18 protein-coding genes are annotated in these 17,621 nt (G+C 68.9%); 12 read left to right on the top strand and 6 right to left on the bottom strand.

Annotated features, from left to right (window positions below):
• Positions 1-122 precede the first annotated feature (122 nt).
• Entirely contained in the window at positions 123-1,127 is a 1,005-nt protein-coding gene (locus tag ACFV2X_RS40955) for an Lrp/AsnC family transcriptional regulator (protein WP_385626393.1), read from the bottom strand.
• Between the two features lie 139 nt (positions 1,128-1,266).
• On the opposite strand from ACFV2X_RS40955, the gene ACFV2X_RS40950 reads away from it, so the two are divergent.
• From ACFV2X_RS40950 to ACFV2X_RS40935, 4 genes are all read left to right on the top strand, one after another.
• Positions 1,267-2,829 carry an MFS transporter gene (locus ACFV2X_RS40950; protein WP_385626392.1) on the top strand — a complete coding sequence of 521 codons (1,563 nt, stop codon included), beginning with the start codon at positions 1,267-1,269 and terminating at the stop codon, positions 2,827-2,829.
• A gap of 239 nt (positions 2,830-3,068) precedes the next feature.
• Positions 3,069-3,785, top strand: a complete 717-nt coding sequence (locus tag ACFV2X_RS40945; RefSeq protein WP_385626391.1) for a FadR/GntR family transcriptional regulator — start codon at positions 3,069-3,071, stop codon at positions 3,783-3,785.
• A gap of 71 nt (positions 3,786-3,856) precedes the next feature.
• Positions 3,857-5,158: a CynX/NimT family MFS transporter gene (locus ACFV2X_RS40940; protein WP_385626390.1), complete on the top strand. Its 1,302-nt coding sequence runs from the start codon at positions 3,857-3,859 to the stop codon at positions 5,156-5,158.
• A 111-nt stretch (positions 5,159-5,269) separates the two neighbouring features.
• Entirely contained in the window at positions 5,270-5,512 is a 243-nt protein-coding gene (locus ACFV2X_RS40935) for a hypothetical protein (RefSeq protein ID WP_385626389.1), read from the top strand.
• A 45-nt stretch (positions 5,513-5,557) separates the two neighbouring features.
• Here the strand turns inward: ACFV2X_RS40935 and ACFV2X_RS40930 are convergent, their stop codons facing one another.
• The 4 genes from ACFV2X_RS40930 to ACFV2X_RS40915 are packed head-to-tail and all read right to left on the bottom strand — an operon-like array spanning position 5,558 to position 9,231.
• Entirely contained in the window at positions 5,558-6,286 is a 729-nt protein-coding gene (locus ACFV2X_RS40930; RefSeq protein ID WP_089507512.1) for an ABC transporter permease, read from the bottom strand.
• A gap of 35 nt (positions 6,287-6,321) precedes the next feature.
• Positions 6,322-7,248: an ABC transporter ATP-binding protein gene (locus ACFV2X_RS40925; RefSeq protein WP_089507342.1), complete on the bottom strand. Its 927-nt coding sequence runs from the start codon at positions 7,246-7,248 to the stop codon at positions 6,322-6,324.
• The gene (locus ACFV2X_RS40920; protein WP_089507514.1) at positions 7,245-8,144 is read right to left on the bottom strand and encodes a hypothetical protein; all 900 of its coding nucleotides are present in this window, start codon (positions 8,142-8,144) and stop codon (positions 7,245-7,247) included. Before ACFV2X_RS40920 ends, ACFV2X_RS40925 begins: the two co-directional genes overlap by 4 nt.
• A complete protein-coding gene (locus ACFV2X_RS40915) occupies positions 8,134-9,231 on the bottom strand; it encodes an ABC transporter ATP-binding protein (RefSeq protein WP_385626388.1) in 1,098 nt (365 codons plus the stop codon). Before ACFV2X_RS40915 ends, ACFV2X_RS40920 begins: the two co-directional genes overlap by 11 nt.
• Positions 9,232-9,580: 349 nt before the next feature.
• Between ACFV2X_RS40915 and ACFV2X_RS40910 the strand changes: the two genes are divergently transcribed.
• The 8 genes from ACFV2X_RS40910 to ACFV2X_RS40875 all read left to right on the top strand — a co-directional run bounded on the left by ACFV2X_RS40910 (position 9,581) and on the right by ACFV2X_RS40875 (position 16,884).
• On the top strand, positions 9,581-9,916 hold the full coding sequence (locus ACFV2X_RS40910; RefSeq protein ID WP_385626387.1) for an SseB family protein: 336 nt from the start codon (positions 9,581-9,583) through the stop codon (positions 9,914-9,916).
• Positions 9,903-10,424, top strand: a complete 522-nt coding sequence (locus ACFV2X_RS40905) for a hypothetical protein (RefSeq protein ID WP_385626386.1) — start codon at positions 9,903-9,905, stop codon at positions 10,422-10,424. The genes ACFV2X_RS40910 and ACFV2X_RS40905 overlap by 14 nt, the downstream gene beginning before the upstream one ends.
• Entirely contained in the window at positions 10,424-14,890 is a 4,467-nt protein-coding gene (locus ACFV2X_RS40900) for a putative T7SS-secreted protein (RefSeq protein WP_385626385.1), read from the top strand. The genes ACFV2X_RS40905 and ACFV2X_RS40900 overlap by 1 nt, the downstream gene beginning before the upstream one ends.
• A 27-nt stretch (positions 14,891-14,917) precedes the next feature.
• Complete coding sequence (locus ACFV2X_RS40895) at positions 14,918-15,253, top strand: hypothetical protein (protein WP_385626384.1); 336 nt, start codon at positions 14,918-14,920, stop codon at positions 15,251-15,253.
• Positions 15,254-15,277: 24 nt separating this feature from the next.
• Complete coding sequence (locus tag ACFV2X_RS40890) at positions 15,278-15,682, top strand: DUF5958 family protein (protein WP_385626383.1); 405 nt, start codon at positions 15,278-15,280, stop codon at positions 15,680-15,682.
• A 68-nt stretch (positions 15,683-15,750) separates the two neighbouring features.
• The gene (locus tag ACFV2X_RS40885; RefSeq protein ID WP_385626382.1) at positions 15,751-16,107 is read left to right on the top strand and encodes a hypothetical protein; all 357 of its coding nucleotides are present in this window, start codon (positions 15,751-15,753) and stop codon (positions 16,105-16,107) included.
• Positions 16,108-16,115: 8 nt separating this feature from the next.
• Entirely contained in the window at positions 16,116-16,304 is a 189-nt protein-coding gene (locus tag ACFV2X_RS40880) for a hypothetical protein (protein ID WP_385626381.1), read from the top strand.
• 238 nt (positions 16,305-16,542) lie between these two features.
• On the top strand, positions 16,543-16,884 hold the full coding sequence (locus ACFV2X_RS40875; RefSeq protein WP_385626380.1) for a hypothetical protein: 342 nt from the start codon (positions 16,543-16,545) through the stop codon (positions 16,882-16,884).
• A gap of 489 nt (positions 16,885-17,373) precedes the next feature.
• On the opposite strand, the gene ACFV2X_RS40870 is transcribed toward ACFV2X_RS40875, so the two are convergent.
• The gene (locus tag ACFV2X_RS40870; RefSeq protein WP_385626379.1) at positions 17,374-17,496 is read right to left on the bottom strand and encodes a hypothetical protein; all 123 of its coding nucleotides are present in this window, start codon (positions 17,494-17,496) and stop codon (positions 17,374-17,376) included.
• Between the last annotated feature and the right edge of the window lie 125 nt (positions 17,497-17,621).

The raw sequence follows: 17,621 nt of genomic DNA, 5'->3' as shown, positions 1-17,621 counted from the left end.
GTTCGGCAGGTCCCTGACAATCGTCAAGATTTATTGAGTCGTCTGCTTGAACAGAGTTCAACCAACGGGAGTTGGGATCTTCCTCCAAGTGACCCTGCTGACCAGGGGTTTCAGCGGCGAGGTCAGGGAACGCGCCGCGCCGGGCCGCGCGGAGACGGCGGCAGCGGCCCCGCGCCCTTGACCCGGCGGATCGTCGGGGAGGTCTCCATGCCCCGCACCCCGGGAAGCGCGGCGACCCGCGTGGTCAGGTACTCGTACAGATGCTGGACGTCCCGGCACACCACGACCGCCAGCAGATTGTGCGGCCCGGTGGTCGCACAGACGAAGGCCGCCTCCGGGTGCTCCGCCACCGCCTCCCCGGCGGCGGCGAGGTGGGCCGGCAGCACCGACAGCCACAGCACGGCCGTGGAGCCATGGCCGAACATCCGGTGGTGGTAGTCGACGTCGAAGTAGAGGGTGCCGTCGGCGCGCAGCTCCGCCAGGCGGCGGCGTACCGTCGACTGCGACCAGCCCGTGGCGGCTGCCAGCTCAGCCAGCCCCGCCCGCCCGTCGCGCGCCAGCACGGCCAGAAGCTGACGGTCGCCGTCGTCCAGCCGGGCGCGGCCGTCCGGCGGGCGCTGGACCACAGGGACGACCAGCCGCTCGATCTGCCGGGGCGTCAGCGTGCCCGACTTGCTGACCAGCCCCTGCGGCCCGCCGAAGTACTCGTGCAGCACACAGTGCGCGGTCACGCCCACCACCCGTGGAGTACTCGGCAGTTTGCGCAGCAGCAACGCGTCGCTGTCCTCTCCGGACGCCGCGCGCGTGATGCCGGAGATCTCGGTGCCGCCGGACATCAGGCTCACCCATGAGGTGTCGGAGCGGCGGGCCATCGCCTCGGCCACCGACACGGCCGCGTCCGGGGTGCACTGCACCCGCAGCAGCCAGACGACTTCGCCGAGCGCGGCGGGGTCGGTGAGCCCCAGCACCCGGATCGTCCCCGTCGTGCGCAGCCGGGTGTAGCGGCGCGCCACGGTCTGGTCGGAGACGCCGAGCACATCGGCGATCCGGCTGAACGGGGCCCGGCCGTCGAGCTGGAGGGCCTGGACGAGCTGCCGGTCCAGGTCGTCGAACGCGTCGGAATTCACCGCAGCAGGCTAGCCGTTGTCGGATAGCGCCACAGCTGCGGCGCTGGCTGGAAGGGGTGGGGTCCGCTGACGGACTTTGGGATCACGGGGGGTACGGCGTCGGGCCGGGCCCCACTCTCTGTGGAACTCGGAGTTCGTCATGCGGAGCAAATGGTGGCCGCTCGCGGCCATCACCCTCGGCAATTTCATGCTGCTGATCGACGTCACGATCGTGAACACGGCGCTGCCGGAGGTGGCGCAGGGCCTGGACGCCTCCTTCACCTCACTGCAGTGGGTGATGGACATTTACGCGCTGGCGCTCGCCGCCCTGCTCATGGCCGCCGGATCGGCGGCCGACGTCTACGGCCGGCGGCGGCTGTATCTGTGGGGGCTCGCCGTCTTCGCGCTCTCCTCGCTGGCCTGCGGGCTCGCCCCGGACAGCGGGGTGCTGATCGCCGCCCGTGCGGTGCAGGGCGTCGGGGCGGCGGCGATGTTCGCCACCAACACCCCGCTGCTGATGGCCACCTACAGCGGGCGCGACCGCGGCGTCGCCTTCGGCGTATGGGGCGGGACCAGCGGGGCCGCCGCCGCGGTCGGTCCGATCCTGGGCGGGCTGCTCACCGAGTACGCCGACTGGCGGGCGATCTTCCTGGTCAACCTGCCGCTGACCGCGATCGCGGTGTGGATCACGATCCGTACGGTCGGCGAGTCGCGCGGCGCGCCCGGGGCGCGGATCGACTGGCCGGGCGCCGCCCTCTTCACGCTGTGCGCCGGCGCGCTGACATACGGGCTGATACGGGGTGGCGAGGAGGGCTGGTCCGACAACGGCACGATCGCCTCGCTGGTGGTCTCCGCCCTCGCGCTGGTCGTCTTCGTCCTGGTGGAGCGCCGGAAGCGGCAGCCGCTGCTGGATCTGGCGCTGATGCGCCGCCCGACCTTTGTGGTGCTGATGGCGGCGGCCCTGCTGGTGCAGGCGGCGGCCTTCCCGTACCTCACCTACGCGGGGATGTGGCTGCAGTCGGTGCTCGGGCTCAGCCCGGTGCAGGCCGGGCTGGCGGTGACCCCGATGGCCGGGGTCGCGCTGGTCGTCGGAGCGGCGGGCGGACGGGTGCTGGAGCGGGTCGCTCCAGGGCGCGCGCTCGGCGGCGGGCTGCTGCTGGTGGGCGTGGGGGCGCTGATCACCGCCGCGCGGCTGACGCCCGGCTCTGACTGGACTGCCTTTGTCCCCGGGCTGATGCTGGGCGGCCTCGGCATCGGTCTGATCATGCCCGTCCTGGTCTCGGCGGCGCTCGGCGCGGCGCCGCCGGAGCGCGCCGGGATGGCCAGCGGCGCGGTGAACACCTTCCGTCAGCTGGGGTACGCGCTCGGGATCGCGGTCCTGGGCACGGTGTTCGCCGCCCGGGTACGGGACGTCGTCGAGGACAGCGGGACCATCCCGGGGCGCGCCGCCGGGCAGGCGGCCGAGGCGATCAGCGGCGGCCACGCCGACGCGGTGATCGCGGCGGCTCCGGCGGGACGTACGGCGGCGGCCAAGGCGCTGGTCCACGAGTCCTTCGTGGCGGGGCTCGACCGCATCTGCGTGATATCCGGGATCACCGCGCTGGCGGCGGGCCTGCTGGTGCTGGCCGTCGTCCGCGGCGGCCCGTCCGCGGCGACCAGGTCCGACGCCCCCGCGAAGACCGCGCCCCCGGCCGAACCGGCCCGCGCCCAGGCCAGTACCTGAACCCGCAGAGCCTGAGAACCGGAAAGCCGTACCCGAACCCGAAGGCCGGGACCGCACCGACGCGGCACCGGCCTTCGGGGTGTCGGCCCTGGCCTTCGGGGCCTGGCCTTCGGGGTGTCTTCCACCTATCCCGGGACGGCCGCCCGCCCCGAGATAGGTGCATCATGCATCCAGGGGTTGTAGGATGACTGGGCAACCGGGAGATTCTGGCATTTTCGAGCAGGTGAGGAGCTGTGCGCATGGCGCTGCGGGCGGCGGGACGGCAGTCCCTCGTGGACTCGGTCGTCGAGCAGCTGCGCACCCAGCTCACGAGCGGCGAGTGGAAGGTCGGTGACCGCGTCCCGACCGAGCACGCGCTCGCCGAACAGCTCCAGGTCGGCCGGAATACGGTCCGCGAGGCGGTGCGGGTGCTCGTGCACGACGGGATGCTCCAGTCCCGGCAGGGCGAGGGCACCTTCGTGGTCTCCACAGCCGACCCGGCCGCGGTGATGCGCGGGCTGCGGCGCGCCGGAATCCGGGACGTCCTGGAGCTGCGCATCGCGCTGGAGGCGGAGGGCGCCCGGCTCGCGGCGCTGCGCCACCGCCCCGCCGACCTGACGCGGATGCGGGCGGCGCTGACGGCCCAGGCGGGCCTGCACAACGCCGAGGGGCAGCCGGACACCGACCGCCATGAGCTGTACGCCGAGCATGACGTCGAGTTCCACACCGCCGTGGTCGACGCGGCGCACAACTCGGCGCTGAGCGCCACGTACGCCTGGTTCAGCGGGACCGTACGCGAGGCGCTGGTCACGGCGCTGGGCGACCGAGAGATGCCACGCCTGGTGCCCGGCGACCACCAGGCCGTCGTGGACGCGATCGCCTCCGGTGACGCCGAGGCGGCCGAGGCGGCGGCGCGGGCACTGCTGGAGACGCCGAAGCGCGCCGTGGAGGCGCTGCTCGCCACGGGCTCCGGCTGACCCCCGGACTCTCGCCCTCCTTCGCCCTCACCCACACATCCGCCCACACACGCAACAGAACGGAGCCCGCCTTGTCACGCCCGCAGCTGCCGGAACCGCCGCTCACCCGCAACGGGGCCGAACCCCCGCTGGTGGACGCCGAAACCGATCTGCGGCCCACCCCGCAGGTGGTCGCCGCGCGGCGCGCGCTGCGCTCCCACCCGGCGCTCCTGCTGCTGGGCATCGTGCTGGCGTCGCTCAACATGCGCGCCGCGCTGGCCGGAGTCTCCCCACTGCTCGGCGAGATCAGCGGCCACTACGGCCTGTCCGCCACGGCCGGAAGCCTGGTGACGACCATTCCGCTCGTCTTCATGGGCCTCGCCTCGCCGCTGGCGCCCCGGCTCGCCCGCCGCTGGGGCACCGAGGCGGTCCTGCTGGCCGCGCTGGTGCTGCTGTGCGGCGGCGTACTGTTGCGCGTCGCGCCGCCCGTCGTCGCGCTGTTCGCGGGCTGCGCGCTCGTCGGCAGCGGGATCGCCCTGCTCAACGTCCTGATGCCGGGCCTGATCAAGCGGGACTTCCCGGACCGGGCCGCCGGGATGACCGCGCTCTACACCACCGCGATGATCGGCGGCGCCACGCTCTCGGCCGCGGCCGCCGTACCGCTGGAGAACGTGCTGGGCGGCTGGCGCGGTTCGCTCGCCTCCTGGTCGCTGCCGGCCGCGGTGGCCGCGGTCGCCTGGATCCCGCAGGCCGTGCTCGCCCGCCGCGGCACCCACCACGGCCAGGCCGCCGCCGCTCCCGTACGGACCGCGCCCGCGCCCGGGCTGGCGCGCTCACCGCTGGCCTGGCAGGTCACCCTCTTCATGGGCCTCCAGTCACTGATCGCCTACGTCGCCATCGCCTGGATGCCGACGATCCTCACCGACGACGGTATGAGCAAGGGCGGCGCCGGTCTGGTCTTCGCCTTCAGCACCCTGGTGCAGATGGCCGGTTCGTTCCTGGTGCCGCTGCTCGCCGGGCGGATGCGCGGCCAGCGGCTGCTTGCCGTCGCGGTCGCGGCGCTGATGGCGTCGGGCATCGCCGGGCTGCTGGTCGCCCCGGCGGCAGGGGCCTGGCTGTGGGCGGCGCTGATCGGCGTCGGGCAGGGCGGGTCCGTGGGGCTTGCGCTGACGATGATGGTGCTGCGCACCTCGGACGCGCACACCTCGGCGCGGCTGTCCGGGATGGCGCAGACGTGGGGCTACCTGCTCGCCGCGGCCGGGCCGCTGGCGCTCGGCGCAGTGCACCAGGCGACGGGCGGCTGGACACTGCCGATCGTGCTCATGCTGGCGGTGTGCGCGGCGCTGGCGCTGCTGGGCCTGGGCGCGGGCCGCGACCGCAAGATCCACCCCTGAAACCAGGAGCTGTCCCCTGGTCCACAGCTTCCCCGTAGGTGGCACAGGGCCGATCGACAACTCCGCCCGTCAGGATCACCTCAACGGCACCGACGAGGATCGGAGGACGGCATGAGCGACACGGCGGCTGTGAAGCGTACGTCGGGGTGGGTGCGGATGCTGCGGGCACCGTGGACCGTGGCCTGTGTGGCGGCGACCGTGATACTCGGCTCGTCCGCCACCGTGGCCTCGGCCCTGGACCAGGCCAACTCGGCGCCCGGGCACAGAACAACGGCGGTGGCCGCGCCCAGTGCGGCGGCCACCGCCGAGACCGGTTTCCGGTTCAGCTCCGTCCCGGTCCGGTGGCGTCCTTAGGAATCACTGCTCGGGAATCACTCCTCGGGAATCGCCTCTCAGGAATCACTCCTCGCCCGCGAGGGTCAAGGTCCGCAGCTTCCGGCCCGCGTACCAGGTCGCGGCCACGGTCACCGCCAGCAGCAGCACCACCGCGGCGGGCAGGCCGACCTCGGAGGTGACCGCCCCGTTGTCGGCGACCTTCTGGGCGAGCGCGAGCGACCACTGCTGGACGCTGAGGTCGCGGGCCCCGCCCACGAGGCTGCCGAACAGGGACTCCCACACCAGGGCGTAGACCAGCCCCACGATCACCGCGTGCCGGGTGATGGTGCCCAGCAGCAGGAACATCGCGCTGTAGGTGATCGAGGCGACGGTGGCGGCGAGGGCGTAGGCGACCGCCAGCTGCTGGCCGTTCCCGTTGAGGATGTAGCCCGCCAGCAGGGTGGGCAGCGCCGAGAAGACGACCGTGACGCCGGTCGCGACAATGAACTTGGTGAAGATGATCGTCGGCCGCTTGACGGGCTTGGCCAGCAGATAGACCACCGAACCGTCGTCGATCTCCGGGCCGATCGCGCCCGTACCGGCGATCACCCCGATCAGCGGGACCATCGTGGCGAGCGCGAAGCCGCCGAGCACGGCGTCGGCGGTCTGGTCGTCGGCGCCGGACAGCGCCCGTACGGCCACCGCGATGACCAGCAGCAGCCCGGGCAGGCTGAACAGGATCAGCGCGCGGCGGCGGCCGAGCAGGGCCCGGTAGGTGAGCCGGGCGACGGTGGGATGGTAAAGCAAGGGCATCGCTGTCATCGCTTTCAAGGCTCCTTTCCGGCCGCTCAGGCCGCGACGAGGTAGGAGAAGACGCTCTCCAGGGACTCGTCGGAAGGCGAGACCGTGAGGAGCCGGACGCCCAGATCGCGGGCGACGCGGGGCAGCAGTTCGGTGAAACGGGTGAAGTCGACCGCCTGGATGTGCAGCCCGGCTTCGGGACCGCCGCTCGCGTCCACCTCGATACCCGCGGTGGAGTGGTCGGCGATGAGGGCGGCGGCGAGCGCGCGGTCGTCGCTGGAGCGCACCAGATAGCGGTGCGGACGGTCGGTCATCAGGCGGCGGATCTTGCGGAAGTCCCCGGAGGCCGCGTGCCGCCCGGCGACGATCACCTCGATGTGCGCGGCGAGCTGTTCGACCTCCTCCAGGATGTGCGAGGAGAACAGGACGGTACGGCCCTCGTCCCCCATCCGCCGCAGCAGCTCCATGAGTTGCATCCGCTGGCGTGGATCCATGCCGTTGAACGGCTCGTCGAGCAGCAGCACCGACGGCTCGTGGACCAGCGCGGAGGCCATCTTCACCCGCTGCCGCATGCCCTTGCTGTACGTGGCGATGCGGCGGGCGCCCGCGAAGTCCATCTCGACCGTCTCCAGCGCCTTGCGGGCAGCGGCGCGAGGGTCGGGCAGACCGTGCAGTTCGGCGTTGGCGATGACGAACTCGCGGCCGGTGAGGAAGTCGTACATCCCCTCGCGCTCGGGGACGATGCCGATCTGGCGGTAGGCCGCTTCATTGCGCCAGATGGTGGCCCCGTCCAGGGTGACCGAGCCGGTGGAGGGCGCCAGGAAGCCGCCCATCATGCCGATGAGAGTGGACTTGCCCGCGCCGTTGGGGCCAAGGAGGCCGGTGACACCGGGGCCGATGCTCATGGTCACGTCGTTGACGGCGACGACGTTCCCGAACCAGCGGGAGACATTGTCGATGGCGATCGTGGTCACAGCCCGACCTTTCGGTAGCGGCGCAGGAGCAGGCCGTAGGAGCCGGCGATCAGGCCGAGGAGGACGAGGAGGAAGACGAGTCCGGCCCCGGTGCCGGGCCCGAATCCGCCGGGGTAGGCGGAGGAGGCGCCGAGGAAGGCCGTCTGGACTCCGTCGATGATGGTGACCGGCGAGAACAGGCCGATCCAGCTGACCGCGTCGGTGTTGTTCTGGTCCCATGCGATGGCCTGCAGGGTGGACACCGCGCCGTACGAGATGGACAGTACGGCGATGACGGCCGCCACACCGAAGCCCCGGCGCGGGGTGAGCGCGGCGATGACCAGGCTGATGCCGGCGAAGAGGAGCGAGAGCAGAAGCACGGACACCAGTCCTTGCGCGAAGGCCTTAGTCTGATCGGCGAAGTCCAGCTTGGCGAGCAGGGCACCCACGTACAGGATCACCAGCGGAGCGCCGGTGAGGGCGAAGAGCGCGGAGGCCATGGCGGCGAACTTGGCCGTCACATAGTCCGCCGCTTCGATGGGGCGGGAGAAGTAGAGCGGGATCGTCTTGAAGCGCAGGTCCCTTGAGACGGACTGGGGGGCCTGCGCCGCGGTGTACAGGCCGATGACGGCCTGCATGATGATCGCATATCTCGTGTACTCGACGGGAAGTTCGTTCGCCTTGGTCGTCACTGCCACCGCGACGATGATGAGCGCGGGCACGCACATCACGGCGGCCAGCAGCATCGGCGCGACCTTGGACTTGGCGGAGCGGCCGAGGCCGTAGGCGCCGCGCAGGCTCTGGGAGAACAGCGAACGGCGGGCGTAGGCGCGGCCCAGGCGCGGGCCCTCGTAATGGCGGTAGCCGATGTTGTGAATGACATCGGCGCGCTGCTGGGTCGCGGACTCAGGCGGCATCGGCGGCACCTCCGCTTCCGTTCGATGTGCGGCTCCGCCGCGTGGCGTTCCTGTCTCCGTCGGGGGCGTCGTCGGACGCGTGGCCGTGCGCGTCCTCGTGCGCGTCGTCGTGCGCGTCGTCGTCGCGGAAGATCTCGGCGATGCGGTGGCGGCGCTGCTCCATACGGATCAGGCCGAGGCCGAGCCCGGCGATGGCGTCCCGGACCACGTCGTACGTCTCGTCACCCGCGACGTCCACCAGCAGCACATGGTCGGAGGCGGGCCCCCCGTCGCCGGAGCGACCCGCGGGCTGGACGGTGAGACCGGCCTCGGCGAGGTGGGCGCGGAGCGCGGCCGTGCCGTCCGGGTGGGCGGCGGTGTCGGTCACCTCGACCGCGAGCGAGGCCGTGGCCTGCGTGAAGTCACGGGTGGAGCTGGAGCGCAGCAGCTTGCCGCCGTCGATGACCACGACGTGGTCGCAGGTGCGCTCCAGCTCGCCGAGCAGATGCGAGGTGACCAGGACCGAGATGCCGAAGTCGGTGTGGACCCGGCGGATCAGGCCGAGCATCTCGTCGCGGCCCGCCGGGTCGAGGCCGTTGGTGGGCTCGTCGAGCAGCACCAGCCGCGGGTCGTGGACCAGCGCCTGGGCGAGCTTGACGCGCTGCTTCATACCGGTGGAGTAGCCGCCCATGGGGCGGTACCGCTCCTCGTAGAGCCCCACATGGCGCAGGGTGTCGGCGGTCCGCTCGCGGGCGGCGGCGGGCGGCAGTCCGGACATTCGCGCCATATGGACGACGAACTCGGTCGCCGAGACATCGGGCGGCAGGCAGTCGTGCTCGGGCATATAGCCCACCCGCTCGCGGATGGCGCTGCCGTCCTTGGCCACATCGAGGCCCAGGACGGTGGCGCGCCCCTCGCTGGCGGGGGACAGCCCCAGCAGGATCTTGATCAGGGTGGACTTACCGGCCCCGTTGGCACCTACCAGGCCGGTGACGCCCGGCGTGATGTCGACGGAGAGCCGGTCGAGCGCGGTGACCCGGGGGAACCGCTTGCTCAGGCTTTCGGTGGCGATCACAGTCACGTATTCGACCGTAGTGGCGTGCGCCACAACGGGCGTCAGTCCAGACGGCTGGTTTTCCCTAGTTCTCGGGTCTGACGGTCCCGTAAGGGACAGCACTTTCGGCAGGGTCACCGTCAGCGGGGCCGGCCCTCGCGGACGAGCACCGCCGGACGGCATGCTCCGTCCGCCGGGTGCGTGGCATCGTCTCGCGCCTTCGGCGCAAAGCGGCCGGCAGCGGGAAGCAGTGCGGTTGCGAAGAGCCGCGTGTCAGTCACCCACGGTGTCGGTCATCTGTGTGAAGATAGCCCTCATGTTTGGGGGAGGGAACACCAGACCGCCTGGTCAGGGCGGTAAATCAAGCCTGGCCGACCTGGTCCGTCAGGAGACCGCCGCGCAGATGTCGGAGCGAGAGAAGTGGGCGGCGCTGCGCGGGGCGCGGCTGTACTTCCAGCGCCCGGAAACCCCGGGGTTCCTGGTCTCGGAGACGGCAGAGGCCGGCCCGCTCGTGCCGGTCTTCACCTCGATCGACGGCCTTGCGCGCTTCGCGGGGGCGTGTGGGTGGGCCTCCACGACGGTCGAGGACCTGGTGGGGCTGTTGCCCGAGGGCGTACGGGCGTTGGTGGACCCGTTGGGCAAGCAACCCTTCCTGCTGGACGCGCAGACGCTACGCGAGGCAGAAGACCACGACGCGGACGAGGGCCAGGGCGAGGGGGCTGACGATGGCGGATCCTGACGCGCGGAATGTGAACCAGGCCCCCAGCGAGGGTGGCCCGGACGGCAAGTACGGCGGCAATGAAGGCGCCGACGGCTACAAAATCGAGATCGCTGCAGTGAAGGCTCTGATAGCCCCGTTGGAGGAGTCGGTGGTCGGGGCCCGTGCGGTCAAGAACGGCCAGGAGAAGCTGACCGCCTACCTCCAGCACTGCGGTTCACCCGAACTTCTGGAGTCGGGCAAGGGGTTCGTCAAGGAGTGGGCCTTCGGTATGGGTGAGCTCGCGGACCACGCGGACGTGGTCGTGGAGCGGCTGTACGAGGCCGTGGCCGGGTACATGCTGGCGGATCTGATGCGGGTGAAGGACTTCTGGCCCTCGGACGCGAACATGGCCAAGCTGCCGAGCGGCGCGGCCGGTAAGTGGTCCTGGGAGCATGTGGGCGCGCCGGAGATGGAGGAGCGCCCGGGGAACACGGCGTTGGCGAAGCTCGCGCGCCAGGCGCTGGCCGGGTACGAGGACGAGTCCTGATGGCCGACCCGGATGCGGTGCGGCCGCCGCAGATACGGATACCGGCGGGTGCGAAGCCGAAGGACCTGATCCCTGGCAATCCCGATGACGTCGACGACTTGGTGCTGGAGCTACGCGCGTATGCGGGCGCGTTCCAGGATGGCAAGGACAAGCTGCGGCCGGCGGATCTGGAGGATTGGCAGGGCAGGGGGGCGGGTGAGTTCAGGAAGGCTGTCGACCGGCTACCGAGGGAACTGACTTCGGGCCACGACCAGTTCACGCACGCGGCCAGCGCGCTCGCGTCGTACGCGACCAAGCTGCGCTCCGTACAGAAGCGCTGCGAGCCGATCATCGAGGACGCGGACGCGGCGCGCGCGGCGTCCAAGGCGCACAACAAGAAGGTCGAGACCTACAACGACGCGGTGACACGCGGCGACGAGCAGTTGCCGGAGAAGCCCGCGGAGACCGATCCGGGTATCTCCGCGATGGAGGACTGCGTCGGTCGGCTGGACAAGCTGATCGAAGAGTTGCAGCTGGTCGTCGACTCGTCGAAAAAGAAGATCGACAAGGCGGCGGAGAAGGCCCCGAACAAGCCGAGCAACTGGCAGAAGGCCGGGGAAAGCCTCAAGGACGGGCTGTGGAAGGCCCACTACGCCATCCTCGACCTTGGCAGCATCCCCGCCTCTCTCCTCGAAGGCGACGGCGCAGGGTTCTCAATGCTGCTGGCCGGCATGGTGGACGGCGCGGCGTACGCGGCGCAGCACCCGAAGGAGTTCATCAAGGCGGCCACCAACTGGGAGATGTGGTCCAAGGATCCGATCCGTGCGGCCGGCGAAATCACCCCGTCGCTGCTGCTCGCCGTGGCCACGGGCGGCGCGAGCGCGCTGCGCAGGGAGCTGAAGAACGCGGGCAAGAGCCCCGCCGAGCGGCTGGCGGCCCGTAAGAAGGCACTGGGCCGGGACGGCGAGGCGTCCGACCGAGCGAACAGCAAGGGCACGGACAAGTGCGGGGTCGAGAAGGACTGCGAAACCGACCCGGTCGACGTCGCGACCGGCGAAATGCTCATGTCGGCCACGGACGTGTCCCTCCCCGGGGCGCTGCCGCTGGTCCTGGAGCGGACCTTCGTCTCCGACCACACCTGCGGCGGCTGGTTCGGCCGCACCTGGTCCGCCACCCTCGACCAGCGGCTGGAGCTGGACGCTGACGGGATCGTGTTCGTCGCGACCGAGGGGATGGTGCTGCGCTACGGGGTCCCCCATCCCGAAGAGGACACCTACCCGGTGCGGGGCCCGCGCTGGCCGCTGCGCTGGGACGGCACGGCGGGCGGCACGATGCGGATCGAGATCCCCGAGCAGGGCCGCACCCTGCACTTCACACCCTTGGGGGGCGACGGCAACGAGCTCCCCCTCCAGATGATCGAGGACCGTAACGGCCGGTCCATCACCTTCACCTATGACGCGGACGGCACCCCGCTGGAGGTGGTGCATTCCGGCGGCTATCGCATCGCGATCGACACGGACCCGGAGCTGCTGCGCATCACCGCGCTGCGCCTGCTGGGCGTCGGAGACGCCGAGATGGGCACCACGCTGGTCTCCTTCGGCTACAACGGCGCGGGCGACCTGGCGGAAGTCTTCAACTCCGCCGATGAAGCGATGCGGTTCACCTACAACGACCAGCACCGCATCACATCCTGGACCGACCGCAACGGCACCAGCTTCGGCTACGTCTACGACCACCGGGGCCGCGTGCTGCGCACCATCGGCTCGGACAACATGATGACCGGCCGCTTCCACTACGACGAGGCGTCCCGCACCACCGTCTACACCGACTCGCTCGGCCACCAGATCACGTACGTCTTCAACGAGTCGTACCGGACAGTGGCCCGCACCGATGCCCTGGGCCACACCACCCGCACCGAATGGGACCCGCAGACGGGCCGCCTGCCGCTGTCGGTGACCGACCCGCTGGGCCACACCACCCGCTACGCGTACGACGACTCCCACAACCTGATACGCGTCGACCGCCCGGACGGCACCGCGGCCACAGCCACGTACAACGAGCACGGCCAGCCACTGGAAGTCCGAGAACCCGACGGCGCGACCTGGCTCCACACATACGACGACCGAGGCAACCGCGCCCGGACAACGGACCCAACGGGCGCGACGACTCACTACGCGTACGACGAGACGGGCAACCTGACGTCTGTCACCGACCCGCTCGGCCACACCACGAGTGTGGTGTGCAACGAGTCGGGCCTGCCGGTCGAGGTCACCGACGCGCTGGGCAACACGACCACCGTCCGCCGCGGCACCCACGGCCGCATCACCCGCATCACCGACCCCCTGGGCCACATCACCCGCCAGGGCTGGACCATCGAGGGCAAGCCCTCCTGGCGCACCCGCCCCGACGGCACCCGCGAGACCTGGACCTGGGACGCCGAGGGCAACCTCACCGAACACACCGACCCCGCGGGCAACACCACCCGCCACACCCACACCCACTTCGACCTTCCGGCGACCCGAACGGACCCGGACGGGGCGACGTACGCCTTCACGTACGACACCGAGCTACGCCTGACAACGGTCACCAACCCCCAGGGCGGGACGTGGACCTACGCCTACGACGGGGCAGGCCAGGTCACGGCCGAGACGGACTTCAACGGCCGCACGCTCAGGTACGCCCACGACGAAGCGGGCCGCCTGATATCCCGGAAGAACGGCGCAGGCGAAACCCTCACCTACACCCGCGACGCACTGGGCCGCACGATCGCGTCGCACACGGCGGACGGCACGGAGACGACGTTCGCGTATGACGCCACGGGACGCCTGACACAGGCGGCGAACCCGGACACGGACCTGCGCCGCACGTATGACGCGCGGGGCAGGGCCCTGACCGAGACGGTCAACGACAAGACCACCACCTACACCTACGATCAGGCGGGCAATCGCACCGAACGGATCACCCCGAGCGGCCTGCGCTCGGAATGGACATACGACGCGACGGGCCGCCCCACAACGCTCACCACGGCGGACAACGCGCTGCACTTCGCCTACGACGCGGTGGGCCGCGAGACATCACGCACGCTCGGCGATGACGTCAGCCTGACCCAGACCTGGGACGCCCTGGACCGCCTGACGACGCAGACTCTCACCCACGGCGACACGTCCACGCTGCTCCAGCACCGGGAGTACGCCTACCGCCCGGACGACCACCTCACCGAAATCCGCGAGCTGACCTCCGGCACCCGCCGCTTCGACCTCGACCCGATCGGCCGGGTCACGGCGGTCCACGCCCACGGCTGGACAGAGACCTACGCCTACGACAGCGCAGGCAACCTCACCCACGCCACCGCCCCCAACCACGAGGCCCCCGGCGACCGCGAATTCACCGGCACGATCATCCACCGAGCCGACCGCACCACCTACGAACACGACGCCCAAGGCCGCCTCGTCCGCCGCACCCGCAAACTCCTCAACGGCCAGACCCGCACCTGGACCTACACCTGGAACGCGGAAGACCGCCTCACCCACGCCACCACCCCTAACGGCGAGGAGTGGACCTACACGTACGACCCCCTGGGCCGCCGCACCACCAAACAACGCCTGGCCGAGGACGGCAAAGCCGCTGACCGGATCCACTTCATCTGGGACGGCACCCGCCTGGCGGAACAAACGGCAATGGACGGGGTGGTAACAACCTGGGACTACGCCCCAGGAACCCACCGCCCCATTTCTCAAACCGAGCACCGAACCCCGCTGGATCCAATGGCGGAGGAAGCGTCATCCATCCTCCCCCTAGCTGATACCACCCTCCAATCGGAGTACGACGCCCGCTTCCACGCCATCATCACCGACCTCGTCGGCACCCCCACCGAACTCGTCACCCCCAACGGCACCCTCGCCTGGCAACACCGCACCACCCTCTGGGGCAGCCCTCTCCCCACCCCACCCGGCACGGCCGACTGCCCCCTCCGCTTCCCCGGCCAATACGCCGACCCCGAAACCGGCCTCCACTACAACTACTTCCGCCACTACGACCCCGAAACAGCCCACTACACCACCCCCGACCTCCTGGGCCTCAGGCCAGCACCCAACCACCACGGCTATGTGACGAATCCGTTCACATGGCTTGATCCGTTGGGCCTCGAGGGTTGTCCTAACCAGGACAAGAAATCTGGTCAAGATGGGCTGAGGTTCGAGAAGTCGGACAAGCATGGAAAGGTTCAGAGAGGGAGAGCTGGGGCAGAGCCGCTAGACCCCCAGGGCACACTGGAAAAGTCGATCCTCTTCAATCCGAACACGTCGCGCCGCATTAGCGCCAACTATGAAACTGGCCAATTTGCGATATTTGACGAGACACATAATGGAACCGGGATATACCATGGGCATGTGCGAACCTGGGACGAACTCAACGATAAAATGCAGGCCGCATTGCGCAAGGCAGGCTTGGTCACCGCCAAGGGAAAAATAATCAACCCCGAAAGCTAGTGACCGCAACCCAAGGAGAATGACACCGTGAGGTACCAGCCACTGGAACCGGTCTCAAAAGATGAGGCCGAATCAAGATTTGCATCCGGGGATGCGCAACTCACAGCCGAGACACTTATTTCAATCGCTCTAAATTATCCCGATAACGCATGGGTCGAGAAATATATTTCTCGATTCGCCGCCCATCAGCATCCAGATGTCAGGAGAGCTGCAGCTCTTTCACTCGGCCACCTTGCCAGAATCCATGGCTACGTGGGAGATTCTGCGTTGACTGCGGTTCAAGCTCTCATTGATGACGAGGACGTGTCGGGTGCTGCGGACGATGCGCTGGAAGACGTCAAGATGTTCACGCAGCGGAAGTGAAGCCCGGCCTTTGACCAAGAGCCAATGCCTGTGGTACTGGATCCCTTGAAGGCATCGGAGCGAATGATCAATGAGGTTGCCCAAGGACTACGCAGCACGGAAGCGGCCGTGAGCTGGTTCGCTTCACAGGCCCAAGCCGAGCAGAAAGCTGTGCTGCAAGAGGTGGCCCGATACTCGATGCAGGCCCACGTAACATCGGAGGACGCGCGAAATGGCCTGGCACAGTCAGGGGTGAAGCCGACGATGACCCCTGCTGTACTGATAGTTCGAGAACCAATTCTCGAACAAATGGGGAAGATTACCAATCTCCCTCCGAGCGAGTATGCAAAGTCCTTCCGCGTTCTGCTTTCGACATTCACAGTCGCCGACACGCGACGAAGAGAAACGGAGTGTCGCAGCGCATGTAATCATGCTTGGCACAATCTATGAGCCTTTCCGCGATGATGGCAGAGTAATGGTTTGATGCTGTAGCTGCCGGGAATGACCTGGGGGACGACATGAATCAACAGGAGGTCAAAGCAGTCCTAGATCTGCTCGATCTCAATGGGAATGTCGATGATCTGGCTCCCACCGCACGGTCGGCGAGCGCTGAGCAAATCGACGAGGTCGTGTATCTTCGCCCGGAGGGTGCGATCGGGGTGCTCAACAAGTTCCTCTCAGGCAGAGTCTCCGCTCGTGAGCTTACCGAGTGGGCGGAGGTTGTGCATTCTTTGGATGCCATTGGCGTCACCGAAGGGCATGAGGACTTGCTGATTCAGCTTCTCTTTGAAATCTCCACTCCTGAGCTATTTTACGAGATTAACGCGGAGACCTGTTCGAGGTGGATCACTAGGCTGGATCAGGCGATCTCCTGATACGGGCCATGGCCAGGTCCAGTCTTCCGGCCACAGGCGGCTCCGAGTGCCGCGCGGGTGGAACCCGTGAGGACGGCTTCCTCGACGGCTCGGAACAACTGCTCCAGCTCCACAAAGTACGGATCAAGATGCACCACTTGACCAGCAGGGAGTCAACTCTGCCCCGGCGGTCCGGCCGCGTCGTCGACCTCTTCTGATCAGTCCGCGAGTTGCGTGTTGCGTAACCACAGCGCGAGGCAATCGTCGCGCTGCGTCACTGGTAAAGTCCGTGTCATGTCCACCCCACAACATCCAGGTTGGGACAGGGGCCAGGATCCCAATCACGCCCCGCCTGTCGGATACGGTCCCCCGGCGGGTTACGGCCCACAGCCACCTACCGCCTACCAGCCGTACCCTTCGCACGGCCCCGAGGCCGGGCCAGGATATCCCCAGCCGATGACCATGCCAGGGACGGTCCGGGCCGCGCAGATACTGGTCTTCGTCATGGTGGGACTCGTCGCGCTCCGCATAGCACTCGCTGGTGACCCGGAGAAAGCCGGTGAGATCACCGGGGCAAGCTTTCCAGTGATCATTGCCTTTGTGTGCGCGCTCCGCTTCGGCAAGAGCAAAAGCAGGACGACAACGATTGTCGCCGCGTCACTGATGATCGCCATCGCGTTCCGCGCGATGGGACAGGGTCAACCGGCTGGCCTGGTCGACCTGGCGATCGGCATCACGATCGTGGTGCTGCTGTCGCTGCGGCAGTCCGCCCAGTGGTTCCACCGGGCCCGCTCCTGATACAACCACGCCCGGGCGTCGCGCTCTGCGCTGTGATATCCGGGCCGCTACCTCTCCACACTCCGTGCTGGCCCGGCTCTGCGGCAGGACGAGGCGGGGGTCTATACGCCAATGCCAGGGACTCTCACGTCCGAAGCCTGAGTTGCGGTGAGTATCGGACTGCGACATGCCGTGGTGTCGGCGTGTCGCAGTCCGATACTCACCGCAAAATCACTGGCATTGGTCCGTATGCCGAGGTCACTCCCATCGTGGCCTGTCGTAGACGTCGGAATGCTTCTTGGCCTCCTCCGGAAACCTGACGTTTCCGGCGTCGGTCATCCACTCCTGCCCGCCTGCAGCCGGGCGCAGGAAGGCGACGCGGGGCCCGGACATCCTGTGGTCGAAGATGAGATCGTCAACGTGACAGACGTCCTGGAGGACACCGACGCGCCCCGTGGCCGTCGTACGCTTCCTGGCCCACCTTCGGACCCTCGTACGGCGTCGGCCGGCTCATGCGGGCACCCCCCAGCGGGCCGTACGGCTCGGTGTTTCGTGGGACGGGTGGCGGCGGCGCAAGATCTCGTATGCGGTCGCCTGGCCGTAATCCCCGTCCTGCTTGGCCTTCTCGCGCAACGCGGTGTACTCCCTGCACTTCGCGCAGTCTTGGGTTCCAGCGGTCACTCCCCGCGCCATCAACGACCTCACCGACGCGTCCCCCGCTCCAGATGCTTACGGATCGCCTTGGCCAGAGCCTCCGC

The organism is Streptomyces sp. NPDC059679, from assembly GCF_042734105.1.
Classification (GTDB): Bacteria; Actinomycetota; Actinomycetes; order Streptomycetales; family Streptomycetaceae; genus Streptomyces.
This window is presented reverse-complemented; position numbering and strand designations above follow the sequence as displayed.